Annotated in this window: 15 protein-coding genes; 12 read left to right on the top strand and 3 right to left on the bottom strand. The window is 59.2% G+C overall.

Annotated elements, in window-relative coordinates; translation table 11 throughout:
• Positions 1-292 precede the first annotated feature (292 nt).
• Positions 293-997, bottom strand: a complete 705-nt coding sequence (gene pyrF / locus ACR0LZ_RS12980) for an orotidine-5'-phosphate decarboxylase (protein WP_480750234.1) — start codon at positions 995-997, stop codon at positions 293-295.
• A 152-nt stretch (positions 998-1,149) separates the two neighbouring features.
• Here pyrF and ACR0LZ_RS12975 point away from each other — a divergent pair, with 152 nt between their 5' ends.
• Positions 1,150-1,470 (top strand): hypothetical protein, encoded by a 321-nt coding sequence (locus ACR0LZ_RS12975; protein WP_480750233.1) that lies wholly within the window; start codon positions 1,150-1,152, stop codon positions 1,468-1,470.
• Between the two features lie 125 nt (positions 1,471-1,595).
• The gene (clpB, locus tag ACR0LZ_RS12970) at positions 1,596-4,214 is read left to right on the top strand and encodes an ATP-dependent chaperone ClpB (RefSeq protein WP_480750232.1); all 2,619 of its coding nucleotides are present in this window, start codon (positions 1,596-1,598) and stop codon (positions 4,212-4,214) included.
• 349 nt (positions 4,215-4,563) lie between these two features.
• Here the strand turns inward: clpB and ACR0LZ_RS12965 are convergent, their stop codons facing one another.
• Positions 4,564-4,890: a hypothetical protein gene (locus ACR0LZ_RS12965; RefSeq protein ID WP_480750231.1), complete on the bottom strand. Its 327-nt coding sequence runs from the start codon at positions 4,888-4,890 to the stop codon at positions 4,564-4,566.
• 192 nt (positions 4,891-5,082) lie between these two features.
• Here ACR0LZ_RS12965 and ACR0LZ_RS12960 point away from each other — a divergent pair, with 192 nt between their 5' ends.
• Genes ACR0LZ_RS12960 through ACR0LZ_RS12950 form a run of 3 tightly spaced genes read left to right on the top strand, consistent with a single transcriptional unit; the run spans position 5,083 to position 8,134 of the window.
• On the top strand, positions 5,083-6,354 hold the full coding sequence (locus tag ACR0LZ_RS12960) for an alpha/beta hydrolase (RefSeq protein WP_480750230.1): 1,272 nt from the start codon (positions 5,083-5,085) through the stop codon (positions 6,352-6,354).
• A gap of 33 nt (positions 6,355-6,387) precedes the next feature.
• Positions 6,388-7,332: an ornithine cyclodeaminase family protein gene (locus tag ACR0LZ_RS12955; protein ID WP_480750229.1), complete on the top strand. Its 945-nt coding sequence runs from the start codon at positions 6,388-6,390 to the stop codon at positions 7,330-7,332.
• 40 nt (positions 7,333-7,372) lie between these two features.
• The gene (locus ACR0LZ_RS12950) at positions 7,373-8,134 is read left to right on the top strand and encodes a nuclear transport factor 2 family protein (RefSeq protein ID WP_480750228.1); all 762 of its coding nucleotides are present in this window, start codon (positions 7,373-7,375) and stop codon (positions 8,132-8,134) included.
• A gap of 423 nt (positions 8,135-8,557) precedes the next feature.
• On the opposite strand, the gene ACR0LZ_RS12945 is transcribed toward ACR0LZ_RS12950, so the two are convergent.
• Entirely contained in the window at positions 8,558-9,505 is a 948-nt protein-coding gene (locus tag ACR0LZ_RS12945; RefSeq protein ID WP_480750436.1) for a LysR substrate-binding domain-containing protein, read from the bottom strand.
• A 144-nt stretch (positions 9,506-9,649) separates the two neighbouring features.
• Here ACR0LZ_RS12945 and ACR0LZ_RS12940 point away from each other — a divergent pair, with 144 nt between their 5' ends.
• From ACR0LZ_RS12940 to dacB, 7 genes are all read left to right on the top strand, one after another.
• Positions 9,650-10,135 carry a TRAP transporter small permease gene (locus ACR0LZ_RS12940; protein ID WP_480750227.1) on the top strand — a complete coding sequence of 162 codons (486 nt, stop codon included), beginning with the start codon at positions 9,650-9,652 and terminating at the stop codon, positions 10,133-10,135.
• Between the two features lie 2 nt (positions 10,136-10,137).
• A complete protein-coding gene (locus ACR0LZ_RS12935) occupies positions 10,138-11,436 on the top strand; it encodes a TRAP transporter large permease (protein ID WP_480750226.1) in 1,299 nt (432 codons plus the stop codon).
• Positions 11,437-11,473: 37 nt separating this feature from the next.
• Positions 11,474-12,466, top strand: coding sequence for a TRAP transporter substrate-binding protein DctP (gene dctP, locus ACR0LZ_RS12930; protein ID WP_480750225.1), 993 nt, complete (start codon positions 11,474-11,476; stop codon positions 12,464-12,466).
• 76 nt (positions 12,467-12,542) lie between these two features.
• Entirely contained in the window at positions 12,543-12,854 is a 312-nt protein-coding gene (locus ACR0LZ_RS12925) for a (2Fe-2S)-binding protein (RefSeq protein WP_480750224.1), read from the top strand.
• Positions 12,841-14,238 (top strand): FAD/NAD(P)-dependent oxidoreductase, encoded by a 1,398-nt coding sequence (locus ACR0LZ_RS12920; RefSeq protein ID WP_480750223.1) that lies wholly within the window; start codon positions 12,841-12,843, stop codon positions 14,236-14,238. Before ACR0LZ_RS12925 ends, ACR0LZ_RS12920 begins: the two co-directional genes overlap by 14 nt.
• Positions 14,235-15,350: an NAD(P)/FAD-dependent oxidoreductase gene (locus tag ACR0LZ_RS12915; RefSeq protein WP_480750222.1), complete on the top strand. Its 1,116-nt coding sequence runs from the start codon at positions 14,235-14,237 to the stop codon at positions 15,348-15,350. Before ACR0LZ_RS12920 ends, ACR0LZ_RS12915 begins: the two co-directional genes overlap by 4 nt.
• A gap of 231 nt (positions 15,351-15,581) precedes the next feature.
• Entirely contained in the window at positions 15,582-17,060 is a 1,479-nt protein-coding gene (dacB, locus tag ACR0LZ_RS12910; RefSeq protein ID WP_480750221.1) for a D-alanyl-D-alanine carboxypeptidase/D-alanyl-D-alanine endopeptidase, read from the top strand.
• Positions 17,061-17,064 lie beyond the last annotated feature (4 nt).

The raw sequence follows: 17,064 nt of genomic DNA, 5'->3' as shown, positions 1-17,064 counted from the left end.
GGATTGCGGCAGAAGGGCTCTGTTAGAAAAAGAAATCCCCCCGCGAAGCTGAAGCGGGGGGAGAGGTAACGAACTTCAGGAAGAGAGAGTTCGTTGGGGAGTGTCTCGAGCTTAGAATCGCTCAAAACTTGACGTAGGGGCAAGCTTGCGCGAGCAGTTGTGAAAACTTGAGGGTTTCATGTGTTTTTGCGGGCACAGAGACAATATGGCGCGACAAGCCGCGAAAAAGGCCGCTGTTCAAACGTTTACGCTGCTATTTTGTGCGTTCCGGGACGGATTCCGTGCGATAAGTTCAATGCACACGCAACGCGCTCAACTCGTTTAGCACCGCTTCGGCGGCCGCCTTGGGGTTGGCGGCACGATAGATCGGGCGGCCAACCACGATGTGATCGGCGCCGTCGCCGACAGCGCTGGCCGGGGTGGCTACCCGTTTCTGGTCACCCAGATCGGCGCCGGCAGGGCGCACACCGGGGGTCACGATCAACCGCCCCTCGGACTGCGGCAGAGCGCGGATCAACGCCGCTTCCTGCGGGCTGGAAATGACGCCGTCGGCGCCGGCTTCGAACGCTTTGGCCGCGCGTTCCACGACCAGATCCTGTACATTGCCCGGCTTGATCAGCGCTGCATCCAGATCGGAGCGTTCCAGCGAGGTCAGGATGGTCACCGCCAGAATCTTCAGGTCCTTGCCCGCCGCACCTTCTTTCGCGGCCCTCACAACATGCGGATCGCCATGTACGGTCAGGAAATCCAGATCGAACTGCGCCAGCCCGCGCACGGCGTTTTCCACCGTGTTGCCGATATCGAACAGCTTCATGTCCAGAAAGATGCGCTTGCCGTAATCGTGCTTCAGCTCATTGGCCAGCGCCAGCCCGCCACCCGTCAGCATGCCCAATCCGATCTTGTAGAAATTCACCGCATCGCCCAGCTTTTGCGACAGGGCAAGACCTTCGAGAGCGTTGGGGACATCGAGGGCAACAATCAGGCGGTCGTCGGACATCGGGAAGGCTCCTTTTCGCAAGCGCCTGCGTCCTAGCGGGTTTGCGACGGTCTGTCCATGATCGGCGTAACTGGTCAAATGTCACAGAGCGGAAACCGGGCTATGTTATCGTATCCGCAATCACACCGAACAAAATGACAGTGGGACAGAAGATGAAGAAACGGTTTGCATTTGGATTTCTCGCAACAATTGCGGCATGTGGTGAATTACCGCAAGGTGGTGCGTCCGATGTCGGTGTTGCCCCGGCCCCGACCAATGACGATCTGCGGCTGGTGCGCGGTTACAGGTCTGAGGATGACTGGTGTCAGTTGACCGGCGAGACCGCCTTTACCGTCGATTTCCTCGATCACACTGCCGATCTTGTTTCGTGCCCCTCGGGCAGTGAGGCGGTTCGGTCGCTGGTCGACACGTTCGATGCGCGGCTGGTGGCCCAGACCGGCGGCTATTCCGTTTATACGATCCCGCGCGGATAAAACGGATTTCTGGTCTTTAGCTCTTGAAGCCACAGCGATATTCCCCAGATTGAATGCGAGGCCCAGACCAAAGCGTGCCGCCGAGCGGGCGCAAATATCCCGGGCGCTTGGAAAAGGAGAGAATGATGGACTTGTCGAAGTTCACTGAGCGGGCACGAGGCTTCGTGCAGGCAGCGCAGACAATTGCACTGCGCGAGGGGCACCAGAGACTGGCTCCCGAGCATATTCTGAAAGCACTGATGGACGACGAGCAGGGGCTGGCAAGCAACCTGATCAGCCGCGCCGGCGGCGCGCCGGCCCGCGTGGTCGAAGCGCTGGACGCAGCGTTGTCCAAGATCCCAAAGGTCAGCGGCGATGCGGGTCAGGTCTATCTTGATGGCCAGACCGCCAAGGTACTGGACGAGGCCGCCAAGATTGCCAAAAAGGCGGGCGACAGTTTCGTCCCGGTCGAGCGTATTCTGATGGCGCTCTGCATGGTGAAATCCAACGCCAAGGAGGCGCTGGAGGCCGGTGCCGTATCCGCGCAGAAGCTGAATGAGGCGATCAACGACATCCGCAAGGGCCGCACCGCCGACAGCGCCAGTGCCGAAGAGGGCTATGACGCACTGAAGAAATATGCGCGTGACCTGACCGAGGCTGCGGCTGCAGGAAAGATCGACCCGATCATCGGGAGGGACGAGGAAATTCGCCGCTCGATGCAGGTTCTGTCGCGTCGGACCAAGAACAACCCGGTTCTGATCGGTGAACCAGGTGTCGGCAAAACCGCGATTGCCGAAGGTATGGCCCTGCGCATCGTCAATGGTGACGTGCCAGAGTCGCTGAAGGACAAGAAGCTGCTGGCGCTTGACATGGGCGCACTGATTGCCGGTGCCAAATATCGTGGCGAGTTCGAAGAGCGGCTCAAGGCCGTGCTGACCGAGGTGACCGAGGCGGCAGGCGAGATTATCCTGTTTATTGACGAGATGCACACGCTGGTCGGTGCTGGCAAGTCCGAAGGGGCGATGGATGCCGCCAACCTGATCAAACCGGCGTTGGCGCGCGGCGAGTTGCACTGTATCGGTGCCACAACACTGGACGAGTACCGCAAGTATGTCGAAAAGGACGCGGCCCTTGCCCGCCGGTTCCAGCCAGTATTGATCGCTGAGCCGACGGTCGAGGACACGATTTCGATCCTGCGGGGCATCAAGGAAAAGTACGAGTTGCATCACGGCGTTCGCATTTCGGACAGCGCGCTGGTGGCGGCCTCGACGCTCAGCCACCGCTACATCACCGACCGGTTCTTGCCGGACAAGGCGATCGACCTGATGGACGAGGCCGCCAGCCGCCTGCGTATGGAGGTGGACAGCAAACCCGAAGAGCTGGATCAGCTGGACCGCAACATCCTGCAGATGCAGATCGAGGAAGAAGCGCTCAAGCTTGAGGATGACGCCGCCTCCAAGGATCGGCTTGCCACCCTGCAAAAGGACCTGGCCGAATTGCAGGAACGCAGCGCCGAGATGACCGCGCAATGGCAGGCCGAGCGTGACAAGCTGGCCAGCGCCCGCGATCTCAAGGAACAGCTCGACCGTGCCCGCGCCGAGCTGGACATCGCCAAGCGCGAGGGCAATCTCGCCAAGGCAGGCGAGCTGAGCTATGGCATCATCCCTGAGCTCGAGAAAAAACTGACGGTGGCGGAAACGCAGGAAGACAGCGGCCTGATGGCCGAGGAGACCGTGCGCCCCGAACAGATCGCCGCGGTGGTTGAACGCTGGACAGGCATCCCGACCGCCAAGATGCTGGAAGGCGAGCGTGAAAAGCTGCTGAGGATGGAAAAGGACCTGCATAAACGGGTCATCGGCCAGAACGCCGCCGTCAACGCGGTGGCCAATGCCGTACGCCGTGCGCGTGCCGGTCTGAACGACGAGAACCGCCCGCTGGGCTCGTTCCTGTTCCTCGGCCCCACCGGTGTCGGCAAAACCGAACTGACCAAGGCCGTGGCCGAGTTTCTGTTCGACGATGATGCCGCGATGGTGCGCATCGACATGTCCGAGTTCATGGAAAAACACTCGGTCGCCCGTCTGATCGGTGCGCCTCCGGGCTATGTCGGCTATGACGAGGGAGGGGTGCTGACCGAAGCTGTGCGCCGCCGCCCCTATCAGGTAGTGTTGTTCGACGAGGTTGAAAAGGCGCATCCGGATGTGTTCAACGTGTTGTTGCAGGTGCTTGACGACGGCGTTCTGACCGACGGTCAGGGCCACCATGTCGACTTCAAGCAGACGCTGATCGTGCTGACCTCGAACCTCGGTTCACAGGCGCTCAGCCAGTTGCCCGAGGGTGCCGACAGCGCGCAGGCGCGACGCGACGTGATGGATGCGGTGCGGGCACATTTCCGCCCCGAATTCCTGAACCGGCTGGACGAGACGATCATATTTGACCGGCTCAAGCGCGAGGATATGGACGGTATTGTCGATATCCAGCTTGCCCGCCTGAAGAAACGTCTGGCCAGCCGCAAGATCGAGCTTGCGCTGGACGAGGACGCACGGGAATGGCTGGCCAACGAAGGCTATGATCCGGTGTTTGGCGCACGGCCTTTGAAACGGGTGATTCAGCGCGCGCTGCAAAACCCGCTGGCCGAGGCGTTGCTGGGTGGCGAGATCAAGGATGGCGAAACCGTCCCGGTGACCGTCGGACCCGAGGGCCTGATCATCGGCGACCGGATCGGCACATCAGATCGCCCCCGTCCGGACGACGCGGTCGTGCATTAAAGGGCAGGTGACTGTCTTGAAGACTTCAAAGCCCGCCGGACATGGCGGGCTTTTTCGTAACAGCACGCGGGAAGCCTTTAGTTCAATAGATGCGTTTTGCACCTGCGCAATCTGAACTTGGGTGAAACCTTTGCCTTCTTAAGCGCCCGCACCAACCGATCGCTCAGGAAAAAGATGTTTTCTTTGAAATCCGGATCAATCCAAATGTCAGGGCCTGAAGACGCAGAGGGCAGAACCATCAACTCATCATCCTGCAGAACTGGGCTTGCAAACCAGAGATTGGCCACTTCAAGATACTTCAAACCCGACGAAATCTCCGGAAGCGCAGTTTTTTTCGTGTTCCCGATATTCAGGCAAAATACTCGCCTTCAACGGGCGTTTTCCGGTCGAACTGAAACAGCCGCGTGGGATACAGCCCCCCCTGCCCAAGGTCGAATTGCCACAAGACATCAGCACATTGCGAAGAGACAACCCAAAAAGCGTTAATACGAAACAGGTGCGGCTGCCGCTTGTAAATTGTGTCATTGTAGTCGCCGTACATCTCCTTGGCGAAGTTTTCCGGGGGCAGGGGTTCGCCTCGGTTGATACGATGCAGGATGTCAAACGAAAGCTTCTCATCGCGCAGCTTGATGTCGCTGGTAAAGGACTTGTAGATGCACGAATCGAACCCCGCCAAGCTCGCCCAGATACTTGAATTCTCTTCTGACACTAATTTTCCATGCGATTACTAAAACGAACTCTGCCCGACGATAGTTCAATCAAATCCGTCATTCAAACCAGACAATTCGTCTGATCCGACCACTACGTCAACGCGCGCTTTTTTCGACCCGGCAAATGTGCTGTAGTCCCTCACATGATCGGGGGAGATATGCGGCGCAGCAAGGGTATCAACAGATGGTTCACCGGCCTCTGCCTCACCTTGGCGTTGGGGGCCTGTGGAGAGAAATCCTATAACGAAATTGCCATCATGCCGCCGCCAACGGTTTATGAGGGCGGCACGCTTGATCCTTTCACCACCGCCACCGCGCGTCAAAAGGCCGAGCGGGCCAAGCTGTTCTATGCCACCGACCGCCGCGTCGCCGGACCCGATGACGCCTCGGATCATTATGCCAACGACCGTGGGATCGTGCTGCGCACCGGGACGGTGGATGTGGCGATGACCCCGCCTGCGGGCGATTGGGAGACCCTGCGCCGGATCTCGACCGGGCAGGACGACACCCAACGCACGCTTTCCGTCGTTTCGGCGCAGGAATTCGGGCCGATGTCGTTTTCCATCTCGGACGATACGGGGGAGGAGATCGACCCGGCCGAGGCCGCCCGCGCCGCGCGCGATTTTGCCCGCGCCATCAATCGGCAACTGTCGCTGTCGGGCAGTCGCGATGTGGTGATTTATGTGCACGGCTATAACGTCGATTTCGAATACCCCACGCTGGTGGCGCGCGAGTTGCAGCACTATCTGGGCTATCGTGGCGCTTTTCTCAGCTACAACTGGCCCGCCACGCCCAACCGTCTGGCCTATTTCCGCGACCTTGAGACCGCCAGCGCCACGCGTCGAAACCTGCGCGAACTGATCGAGTTCCTGACCACCCAAACGCAGGCGCGGCGGGTGCACCTGATCGGCTACAGCGCCGGATCGCGGCTGGTGTTCGAAGCCGCCTATCAGATCGCCCTATTGGATGACGGGCGCGCCCGGCTGGGGCAGGTGGTGCTGATCGGCAGCGACCTCGACCGGCTCTATTTTACCAACGCATTGGCCGACGGCCTGCTTGACGGCATGGACCAGTTGTCCATTTACATGTCCGGCAGCGATGCGGCATTGGGCATGTCCGAGTTCGTCTTTGGTCGGAATCGCCTTGGGCAAACGGCAGGGAACGAGGCTATGCCAGACTGGCTGAGGCAGAAACTGCTTGCCGAAAACCGCCTTGCCCTGATCAACGCTTCTGACGCTCCGGGGGCGGACGCGGGTAACGGGCACTGGTATTTCCGCTCGGCCCCCTGGGCCAGCAGCGATATCCTGCTAACCCTCAGCAGCGGCGCGCTGCCGGCATCACGCGGCCTTGTCCGGCCACGAGGCAGCGCGGTCTGGCAATTCCCGCAGGACTACCCCGACCGGCTACGCGCCCTACCGCTCCTCAACTGACACGCATCCGGACTTCAAGAGAGACCATCCGCCATGTCTGATACGCCGCTACCTTTTGACTATCTGTCCGACGCACACCTTGCCACCCTGAACATTCCCGCAAACGAGATTGCGGACTGTATCGAACAGGCCTTGCGGGATCAGGCCAAGGGGCAACTGTGGACCGCGCCCAAGGCGGCGATTATTCCCGGCGACGGGCGTTACGTGATGGCGACGCTGGCCGTCGCGGACGCACCGCCGGTCATTGCCGTCAAGGCGGTGATGGTCAGCCCGGACAATCCCGGGCGCGGCCTGCCTGCGATCAACGGCTCTATCATGCTGCTCGACAGCCAGACCGGTGCGTTGCGGGCGGTGACTGATGCGGGATGGGTGACGGCGGTGCGTACAGCAGGTCTTAGCGCCGTGGTGGCGCGCCGATTGGCCAACCCCGCCTCGAAAACCGTGGCCTTTGTCGGCGTCGGGGTGCAGGCGCGCAGCCACATCGACGCCTTTGCCGAGCTGTTTCCGCTGGCCGAGGTGCGCGCCTTTGGCCGCACCCCGGCCAACGTCGAGGCGTTCTGCGACTACGCCCGCGGCAAGGGCCTGACTGCACAGGTCGCCACCAACCCGCGCAAGGCGTTGGAGGGGGCGGATATCGTCGTCACATCGGTTACCCTGAACTACGAGATCGAACCCTTTCTTGATGCGAACTGGCTCAAGCCCGGCGCCTTTGCGGCTGTCACCGACCTGGCCTTGCCGTGGCAACCCAGTGGGATGTCCGCCTTTGGCGCGATCTATGTCGATGACCAGCAGCAAGAGGCGGCGATGGAAAAACCGATGGTTGCACCCGGCCTGATCTCGGGAGATCTGTCTTCGCTGGTTGCAGGCATTACTTCGGACGGCTTCGATCCGGCGCGCCGGACCGCATTCGTGTTTCGCGGATTGGCCATAGGCGATCTGGCCGTGGCCGCATTCGCGTATCAATGCGCGGCGCCCTAAAACGCCTGAAATCGCGAGACCAGCCGATGGGGAACACACTATGACCTTCAGCAACAAGGACAAGATCCGCGCTCTGCTCAAAAGCATCAAAACCGGCGATCCCGGACCTGTCGCCGTGGTGAACGAGAAGAAATACATCCAGCACAACCCGCAGACCCACGAAGGCAGCGAAGGGCTTGCAGCACTGTTCAAGCGGCTTTCCGAAACTTCGCCCCGCGTCAATGTCGTGCGCGCATTCGAGGACGGGGATTTTGTGTTCGGGCACACCGAATACGACTTCGCCACCTCCCGGGTCGGGTTCGAGGTGTTCCGCTTTGAGAGCGGCCAGGCGGTCGAGCATTGGGACAATATCCAGCCACGGCAAGGTCCCAACCGATCTGGCCGCAGCATGGTGGACGGCCCGGTCGAGGCCACGGATATCGATCGGACCGAGGCCAACCGCGATCTGGTCCGGCGCTTTGTCGATCATATCCTTATTGGCCGCAATCTCGCTGATCTGGTGGATTATGTCGATAACGCGTTGATCCAGCACAGCCCGGTGATGGATGATGGCTCAGCAGCCCTGCGCGCCGCACTGAACGAGCGCGCAGACGGCGCGCTTGCAATCCAATACTTCCGTAATCACCGCCTGCTCGCCGAAGGCAATTTCGTCCTGTCTGTCTGCGAAGGTTATTTCCGGGGCGAGCATACGTCTTTCTATGATCTGTTCCGGGTCGAAACGGGCAAGATTGCCGAGCATTGGGACACTATTGAAACCGTTCCACCCCGCGAGGCCTGGAAGAACGACAACGGCAAATGGTGAGTGTTAGAGGTTTTGACTGTCTATAGAAAACTGGTCTGACGGAGGGCCTGAGATTGTATTGATGACAAGACACGCTGTCATTGCCGCGTTTCCGGCGTTTCTCGCACCTCGCGCTCGGCCTGCACACGTGCTTTGAACTTGCCCAAGATGACGTCCAATATGCGGAGCCGCAGACGGCCCGGTGATGCGCCCCTCCTTGAGTTGCCTGATCCGCACTGTGCTTATTGACGGAAATCGCAAATGCCTATGCGTCTCATGACTGGATAGGTTTTCACCCGTTTTTTGTTGCTGGCTTGGGAGTAAAAAGCGACAGCGGATTGCCAGTGATCCGCCGCCTTGTACGTGTGTCACAATTCAGCCGACCGGGGACCCTTGGAAACAAGTTTCCACGCCATCGCTCAGACTGCGTGCCAAACTTGGCCATCATGGTTTTGCGGCACATTCCAGGTCGCGGTCGGAAAGCATATTTCCTATTTGTTGCAGTTCTGTGGCTAGCTGGTCGACAAACGCTGCCGCCAATGCCGAAGGCGGCCGGTGGGCGGGTTGCAGAATTGAAACTGCCAATGAAACTCGTGGACGAAAAGGCCGGAATACAACTGGCCTGACGACGGGGTGAGCAAGAAAATAACCGGCGGCTGTTATCGGATCACATACACAATAGCACAAACCCTTCTCAACAAGGGCGAACGCAGGGTTGAATGTTCGCAGTTCGAAACGGTGCACAAACTCCGCCTTTTGCGACTTGAAAGCAGATTGAGTGGCCAGCAGGTTCGGGTGCCCTTGCTGAAGCGCGGCCATCGGTTTGCCCGACAGCGCCCGGGCTTCAATTGCTGGCATGCGTGCCAACGGGTTGTCCGCCGGTAAGGCACAAACGCATTCGAGATCGAAATCCCGTGTAATCAGGGCAGGCGAAGGTGAAGGTGTTTCCGCCAGGCCAATGTCGTATTGCTGCGAGGATATCCACTCTTCAATGACGGAGGAAGCGCGCATCATCAGTGACGCGCTCACATCGGGCTTGTCGGCCAGAAACCGGGCGAGCAATTGGGGCATCAAAAGGCTGGAAGCCGCCGGCATGCAGGCAATGTTAAGACGGCCCTTTGTCAAAGCACCGATTTCACGCATTGTTCGTGTGGACAATGCCAGTCGGTCCAAAATGGCTTCGGCCTCGTCAGTGAAGTATCGAGCCTCGGGTGTTGGAACCATCTTGCCCCGCTGTCTGTGAAACAGGGCGATTTGCATTTCAGCCTCCAGATTCGCGATCAAGGCGCTAACGGCGGGTTGTGTGCGCCCCATCGTCCGCGCTGCTTCGGTGACAGAACCGCTGCGCATGACTTCTCGAAAGGCCTGAAGCTGGCGAAAGCTGATATTCATGGGCGTTGATTTTCCTGATATTTGCTTGAAGATATAAAGTAACTTTATTCTATTATCAATTTTATCGTTTTGACTTGATGATCTGTACTCGCAAGGTTCGCCCCCACGGAAGCACAGAATGCGCTTCGCGTTACGGAGGGGGAGATGGACCGTTTTTCGAGTATAGTTCTGACAGCGCTGATCTGTCTGGTGGCTCTTGGTCAATTCGTGCAGGTGATCACCCGTTATGTGCTGGAAATTCCAGTGATGGGGCTGGAAGAAAGCCTGCTTTATCCGACGCTCTGGCTTTATATGCTTGGGGCGGTCAACGCGTCACGCGAGAACACACATATCCGGGCCAATGTGCTTGAGATCTTCCTCAAGACCGAACGCCAGCACAAGATTCTCGCCATCGTAGGCGAGATCATCAGCCTGATCGTGGGGCTGTGGCTGACCATGTGGGCGTGGGACTATGCAAAATACTCGATTCGAGTCTGGCGCGAAAGCCCAACGCTGTATTTGCCGACCTTCTATGTCGATATCGCTCTGTTTGCAGGGATGGTGTTGATGATGCTGTTCACAGTCTGGCACCTGGCGATGCATCTCAAGGCTGTCCTTTCGCCCGATTTCACTCCGCAAAAGGACTCCTGAACATGATTGAGATTGCTCTTTTTGCGGTGCTGGTTCTGGTCATTCTGCTGACACTCGGTGTACCGCTGCCTTACTGCTTTGGTGCCGGGTTGATGGTGATGTATTACGCCGGCGATGTGGTGATGAAAGGCAATATGCTTTGGGGATTCCAGCAACTGGGCAACCCTGTTCTGTTGGCCATCCCGTTGTTTGTACTGGCCGGAACGATCATGAGCGTATCTGGTATCGCTGCCAGCTTGCTGAACTTCGTGAACATCTTCATCGGTCACCTGCGTGGTGGTCTGGGCGTCGTTGCAACCGTGTCTTGCGCGCTGATCGGGGCGATTTCCGGCTCGGGCTTGACCGGCGTTGCCGCCATCGGCCCGCTGCTGATCCCCGAGATGGAAAAACAGGGCTATCCTCGCGCATACGCAACCGCCTTGATCGCCAACGCGTCTCTTTTGGGTCTGTTGATCCCGCCTTCGGTGACAATGATCGTTTATGGCTGGGTCACGGACACCTCGATCCTTGCCTGCTTTCTGGCTACGCTGGGCCCCGGCCTGCTAATCATGACGAGCTTTTCGATCGTCAACATTCGCATGGCGCGCAAGTTTCCGTTGCAACTGAACGAACCGCTGAAAGGGCAGGAGTTCGTTTCCGAGGCCACGCAGCGCGGCCTGAAAGCCACACCTGCGCTACTGATGCCAATTATCATTCTTGGTGGCATCTATGGCGGCATAATGACCCCGACCGAAGCTGCTGCGGTAGCTGTAATCTATGCGATACCTGTGGGTTTCCTGATCTATAAAGGACTGGATATGCGTACCTTTTTGGGTGCGGGCAGGGAAGCCGCCACATCCGTCGGCGCCATCATGCTGATGATCCTGTTCTCGATGATCCTCAGCCAGATGTTCGTTCTGGAAAGCGTGCCGCAGGCGATTGTGCAGGCGATCTTCTCGATCACTGAAAACAAGGCGCTTCTGCTGATCCTGATCAATATCCTGTTGTTTCTGGTCGGCATGGTCGTCAATGACGTCACCGCCATCATCCTGATCGCGCCACTGCTTCTGCCGTTGATGCAGGCCATCGGCGTCAGTCCGATCCAGTTCGCGGCGATCATGGGCGTCAACACGGCCATGGGCGGCGTGACGCCACCCTATGCTTCGATCCTCTACCTTGGTGCACGTATCGGACAGGTCCCTGTGACCCGCGTGATCCGTCCTGCCATGACTCTCATCCTGCTGGGCTATCTGCCGGTGGTGTTCCTGACCAGTTTCTGGCCGGACCTGTCGATGTGGCTGCCCCGCTTCTTTGGCTACTAAGCCGCAAATTTCATCACTCACGGAGGAGCAAAACCCAATGATGAATTTCCTGAAGTCCACGGCGATGGTCGCCGCCGTACTGGCCACCGCCGGCATCGCCGCCGCCGATACTCTGAAGGTCAGCCATATTCGACCTCAAGGTGCGACTATCGACAACGAACTGCGCGCTTTCGCCGAAGAGTTGAAGACGGCGACCGACGGTTCGCTGGAACTCAATCTGTTCCCGGCCTCGGCGCTTGGCGACTATACCTCTGTTCAGGAACGGATTTCAGTTGGCGCCATCGACATGGCGGTGCAGCCTGCCGCGACTGCCGTCGATCGCCGCATGCAGATTTCGGCCTTTCCATATGTCGCTGCAAACTGGGCCGAAGCGAAAAATATCTACGGGCCCGGCGGCGCGATCTATGACGCGATGAAAGAGCTCTATGCCAAGCAGGACATCACCATGCTGGCCGCCTATCCGGTGTATTTCGGCGGTGTCGCGCTGAACACCGAAGCGGTCGATCCCGGCAACCCGACCTCGGCCAAGGGTATCAAGGTGCGTGTGCCCGGTATCAAGAGCTTCCAGCTGACCGCCGACGCGCTTGGCTACATCTCCTCGCCGATCCCCTTCTCCGAGGCCTTCACCGCCGTGCAGACCGGTGTGGTTGACGGCGTCGTCGGTTCGGGTGCCGAAGGCTACTATGCCTCGTTCCGCGATGTGACCACCACCTATGTGCCGGTGAACACCCACTTCGAGGTCTGGTATATGATCATCAACACGGAAGCCCTGGCCAACCTCAGCGACGCAGACCGTGCAGCGTTGGAGAGTGGTGCCAAGGAATTCGAAGCGAAACGCTGGGAAACCGCCGAGGCCGACCAGTCTGCGTTTGAGCAGACGCTGGCCGACAATGGCGCCACCATCGTCAAATTGAGCGATGAAGAACTGGCCGCAACCGCCGCTCATGTGCGCGAAGCGGTCTGGCCGCAGGTCCTGGAAGACGTTGGTCAGGAATGGGGCCAGTCCATTCTGGACAAGATCGGCAACTAGGGGCCCTCAGTCGCTCGTCGGGAAAAGGGCCGTCTCCCAGCCCTTTTCCCTTTTCATGCATAAAACGGAGCCTCCCATGTTTCAGTCGCTGCGTCAGCCCGATGGCGTACGGGTCCGAATTGTTGTGAACGGGCGTGAGGTCGAGGCCGTGCCGGGACAGTCGGTCTGGTCGGCCATGGCTCTGGACGGCCAGACCGTGACACGGCATGCCGCATTGTCCGGTGAAATGCGCAGCGCCTATTGCGCCATGGGTGTGTGTTTTGAATGCATGGTCGAAATTGACGGTCTTCCCAATCAGCAGGCCTGCTTGCGGCAGGTGGCCGAGGGGATGGTGGTGACAACGCAAAATATTACCGAAGAGTCCGAGGTCGGCGATGCGGGCGTTTGATTGCGCGATCATCGGTGCTGGTCCTGCTGGCATGGCAGCAGCCATTCGACTGGCGGAAAGCGGTGCCAATGTTGCTGTTTTAGATCGCGCATCGCGGCCTGGCGGCCAGATCTATCGGTCCGTCGCCGATAGCCCGTTACCGGAAGCAAGCCTGTTGGGCGCGGACTATACTGACGGGGCTGGCCTTGTCGCCGCGTTCGAGCGCAGTTCCGTCACTTATTGCGCGAGGGCGGATGTCTGGCACGCGGGCGATGACGGTCGAATTCTGTTTTCACAAGAAGGCAAAACCAAGGAACTGAATTGCCGCGAGATGTTGCTTTGCCCCGGAGCGATGGAACGACCGATGCCAATTCCCGGATGGACCCTGCCAGGTGTAATGACCGCAGGTGCTGCACAGGTGATGCTGAAATCGGATGCAATGGTGGCCAATGGCGCAATCTTCGCGGGTTCCGGCCCGCTACTTTATCTGATCGTCGCGCAATATCTGCGGCTTGGTGTGCCGGTGGTGGCATTGGTCGATACCACGCCACGCGATCATTTCCTTGAGGCACTTCCACGTTTGCCTCGGGCCTTGCGCAGCTTTCCAATGCTGCAAAAGGGGATTGGGCTGCTGCGCGAGATACGGCGTAGCGGTATCCGAACATTTCGCGGTGCGCGTGATCTTTGCGTACTGGGTGATCAGCGGGCATCGGGCCTGCGTTTCTCCAGCGGAGGAGGTAGCCGCGAGATTGCCGCCGGCACCGTTTTTCTGCACCACGGAGTGCAGCCGAACCTGAACATAACCCTCGCGATGGGATTGAAACATCGCTGGAATTCCGACCAGCTTTGTTGGCAGGTCGATACAGATGCCTTTGGCCAAAGTTCGGTGCCACATGTTTCCGTTGCAGGCGACGGCGCGGGCATCATTGGCGCCGACGGCGCGCGTCTGGCGGGTCGTCTGGCGGCGCTCAACATCCTGTGCCGGTTGGGTCTGTTGTCGGAGCCGCAAAGAGACCGCGCGGCAGCTCCGGATCTGGCCGCGTTGGCCGTACTGCGCCCCTTCCGTGCCTTCATTGACAAGCTTTATCGCCCGTCGAACGCGTTGCGCCTGCCACAGGACCCGGACACACTTGTCTGTCGGTGCGAAGAGCAAAGCCTCGCCCAACTCCGGGCGGGGTTTGATCTGGGCGCGCGTGACCCCAATGCCTTGAAATCATTAACTCGATGCGGGATGGGGCCGTGCCAGGGCCGTCAATGCGGTCATACCGTGGCGGGGCTGCTGGCAGAATGGCGCGGGGCGCCACCGGAAGACGTGGGTTACTATCGTTTGCGCAGCCCGCTGCGTTTGCTGACCCTCGACGAACTCAGCCATTTTGGCACTCTTCAGGCGAAGGGCAGCAAATGAAAGCGGATGTTCTGATTGTTGGGGGTGGCATTCAGGGGTGCGCTACCGCTTTTCATCTTGCCCGTTCCGGCGTGTCTGTCATCGTCGTTGAAAAGGACTATGTCGGTCGGCATGCATCTGGCGTGAATGCGGGCGGTGTCCGGCTATTGGGTCGCGACATGGCCGAAGTGCCGCTGTCCATAGCCTCGATGATGATGTGGCAGACATTGGATGAGGAACTTGGCCATGACACCGGGTTTCGCCGCCAGGGCCTGATCAACATTGCGGCGGACGACGCCGACATGACCAAGCTTCGCATTCGTGAAGACAAAATGCGCGCGGCGGGTTTTAGACACGAGCGGATCATTTCCCGCCAGGAGTTGATGGATCGTTTGCCGAACGTAAACCCGGATTGTGTCGGAGGGGCGACGTCAGATTTTGACGGTTACGCCATCCCTTACAAGGCGACCAGCGGTTTCCGTTTGCGCGCGGAACACCTTGGTGTCCGATTTGTCGAAGAAGAAGAATTGCTTGGCTTGCGTCGTGTCGGTGACGTCTGGCTGGCGCAAGGGTCAACCATTCGATTCGAAGCCGATACTGTCGTCAATTGTGCCGGAGCATGGGCCGACCGTATCGCTTTGATGATTGGCGACAACGTTCCGCTTAGCCATGCCGCGCCGATGCTGATGATCACGGCGCGTATGCCGCAATTCGCCAAGCCGGTTGTTGGGGCGGTCAGTAGACAGTTGAGTTTCAAACAGTTTGAAAACGGCACCGTCCTGATCGGGGGTGGGGCTAAGGGGTTTGCCGACCGTTCTGCAAACCGCACTCGTCTAGATTATTCCAAACTGGCCGAGGCTGCCCGAACCACGGCGGAGTTCTTTCCGATCATGCGCCGCGCCGCGATCAACCGCATGTGGGCTGGGTTGGAAGCGTATATGCCAGATAACTTGCCGGTAATTGGAGCTGCGGTGAATGCTGATCGCGCGTTCCACGCCTTTGGGTTTTCGGCCCATGGATTTCAGCTGGGTCCCGTGATCGGCAAGGTCATGTCGGATCTGGTTCAGACAGGCAAATCGGAGTTTCCGCTCGATGCTTTCCGAATCGACCGTTTTGACCGAAAGGTCTTGTGAGGTGGTTTCGAATTCTGCATCTTGCGCCACGCGATCATGGCGGTGCTAAAGCCACGCGATAGTCATGCCGACGTGCTGAATAACAACATCATTCTGTCACAACCATACAATGCCGTCGCAAGCGAAAAATGAGTGGCGCCCCTTAGAAACCTGTCGACAAATTTACCCGAGCGCGAGAAAATCTGTATGGGGCTTCTTGTCTGGCGGCTAACTCTGCGATTCAATTGAGACATGTTTGATCAGATTTCTCGTCGTGCATTTCTGACCGGTTTGGGGGCGGCGCTGAGTCCGGTTGCCGGGTGGGCAAAGGCTCCGGAAGCATCTCTCAGGCCGCAGGTGCGAACAGGTGTGGTGAGTGAGTCCGAGCGGATCATCCGAGCGGCTGGGTTGCCTGGGGATGTGGTCTTTGCCGTGGCCGATGTGAAAACCGGCAGACATCTGGAAGCAGTGGGCGCAGGCAACGGACTGCCGCCGGCGAGTGTGGCCAAGGCATTGACCGCGCTTTACGCGCTGGACGTGTTGGGGGCGGAGCATCGGTTCGAGACACGGCTGATCGCGGACGGGCCGATGGAAAACGGCATCCTCAAGGGGGATCTGATTCTAGTTGGCGGCGGAGACCCCTTGCTGGACACTGAGGCGCTTGCAAACCTGGCGGTGAACTTGCGGGAGGCCGGGCTGCGGGAAGTGCGCGGGGCTTTCAGGGTATATGACGGCGCGTTGCCCTTTGTGCATACCATTGATCCAGAACAGCCCGATCATGTCGGATACAGCCCGGCGGTGAGCGGCATCGCGCTGAACTTTAACCGCGTGCATTTCGAGTGGAAACGTGGCGCCAAAAGCTATGACGTGACCATGGATGCCCGCACCGCCAATTACCAGCCGCGCGTGGAAATGGCAAAGATGTCCGTCGCCGATCGGAACCTGCCCGTTTACACCTATGAACCCGGCGTGCGGGTCGACAACTGGACGGTGGCCAAGGGCGCTCTGGGCAAAGGTGGCGCGCGGTGGCTGCCGGTGCGCAAGCCGGCATTGTATGCGGGCGAAGTGTTTCAGACATTGGCGCGGGTCAACGGACTTGTTCTGGGCCGGGCGGAAGTTGTCCGTACCGTGCCCGAGGGTACAGTTCTGGCCACGCATCAGAGTGCGCCACTGCAAAAAATCCTGCGGGGAATGCTTAAATACTCGAACAACCTGACCGCCGAGATGGTAGGGATGGCTGCCACGGTGGCGCGGGGCGTTACGCCCGGTGACCTGCAGGATTCTGCGTCAGAGATGAACCAGTGGGCAATCGGGAAATACGGCGCCTTCCGGACGCAGATGGTGGATCACTCCGGTTTGGGAGGCGCTTCTCGCATGGCGCCGGGAGATCTGGTGCGGGCCCTTGTGGCTGCGCGCAAAAGCAATCTGTTGCGGCCCTTGCTCAAGCAGTTCGCCCTGAAGGACAGCAAGGGACGCCCAATCAAGGGGCATCCCGTCAGGGTCGATGCCAAGACAGGCACGCTGAATTTCGTGTCTGGTCTGGGCGGCTTCGTGACAACTGCGGGCGGCACTGAACTGGCATTTGCCATTTTCACCGCCGACATCGCGCGGCGGGCGCAGATCCGCCGTGAGGATCGGGAGCGTCCGCCGGGCGCGCGGTCATGGAACCGGCAGTCGAGAAAGTTGCAACAAGCCTTGCTGGAGCGGTGGGGCAACCTTTACGGTAGTTGAGCGC

This window comes from Ruegeria sp. CI1, from assembly GCF_056536925.1.
This window is presented reverse-complemented; position numbering and strand designations above follow the sequence as displayed.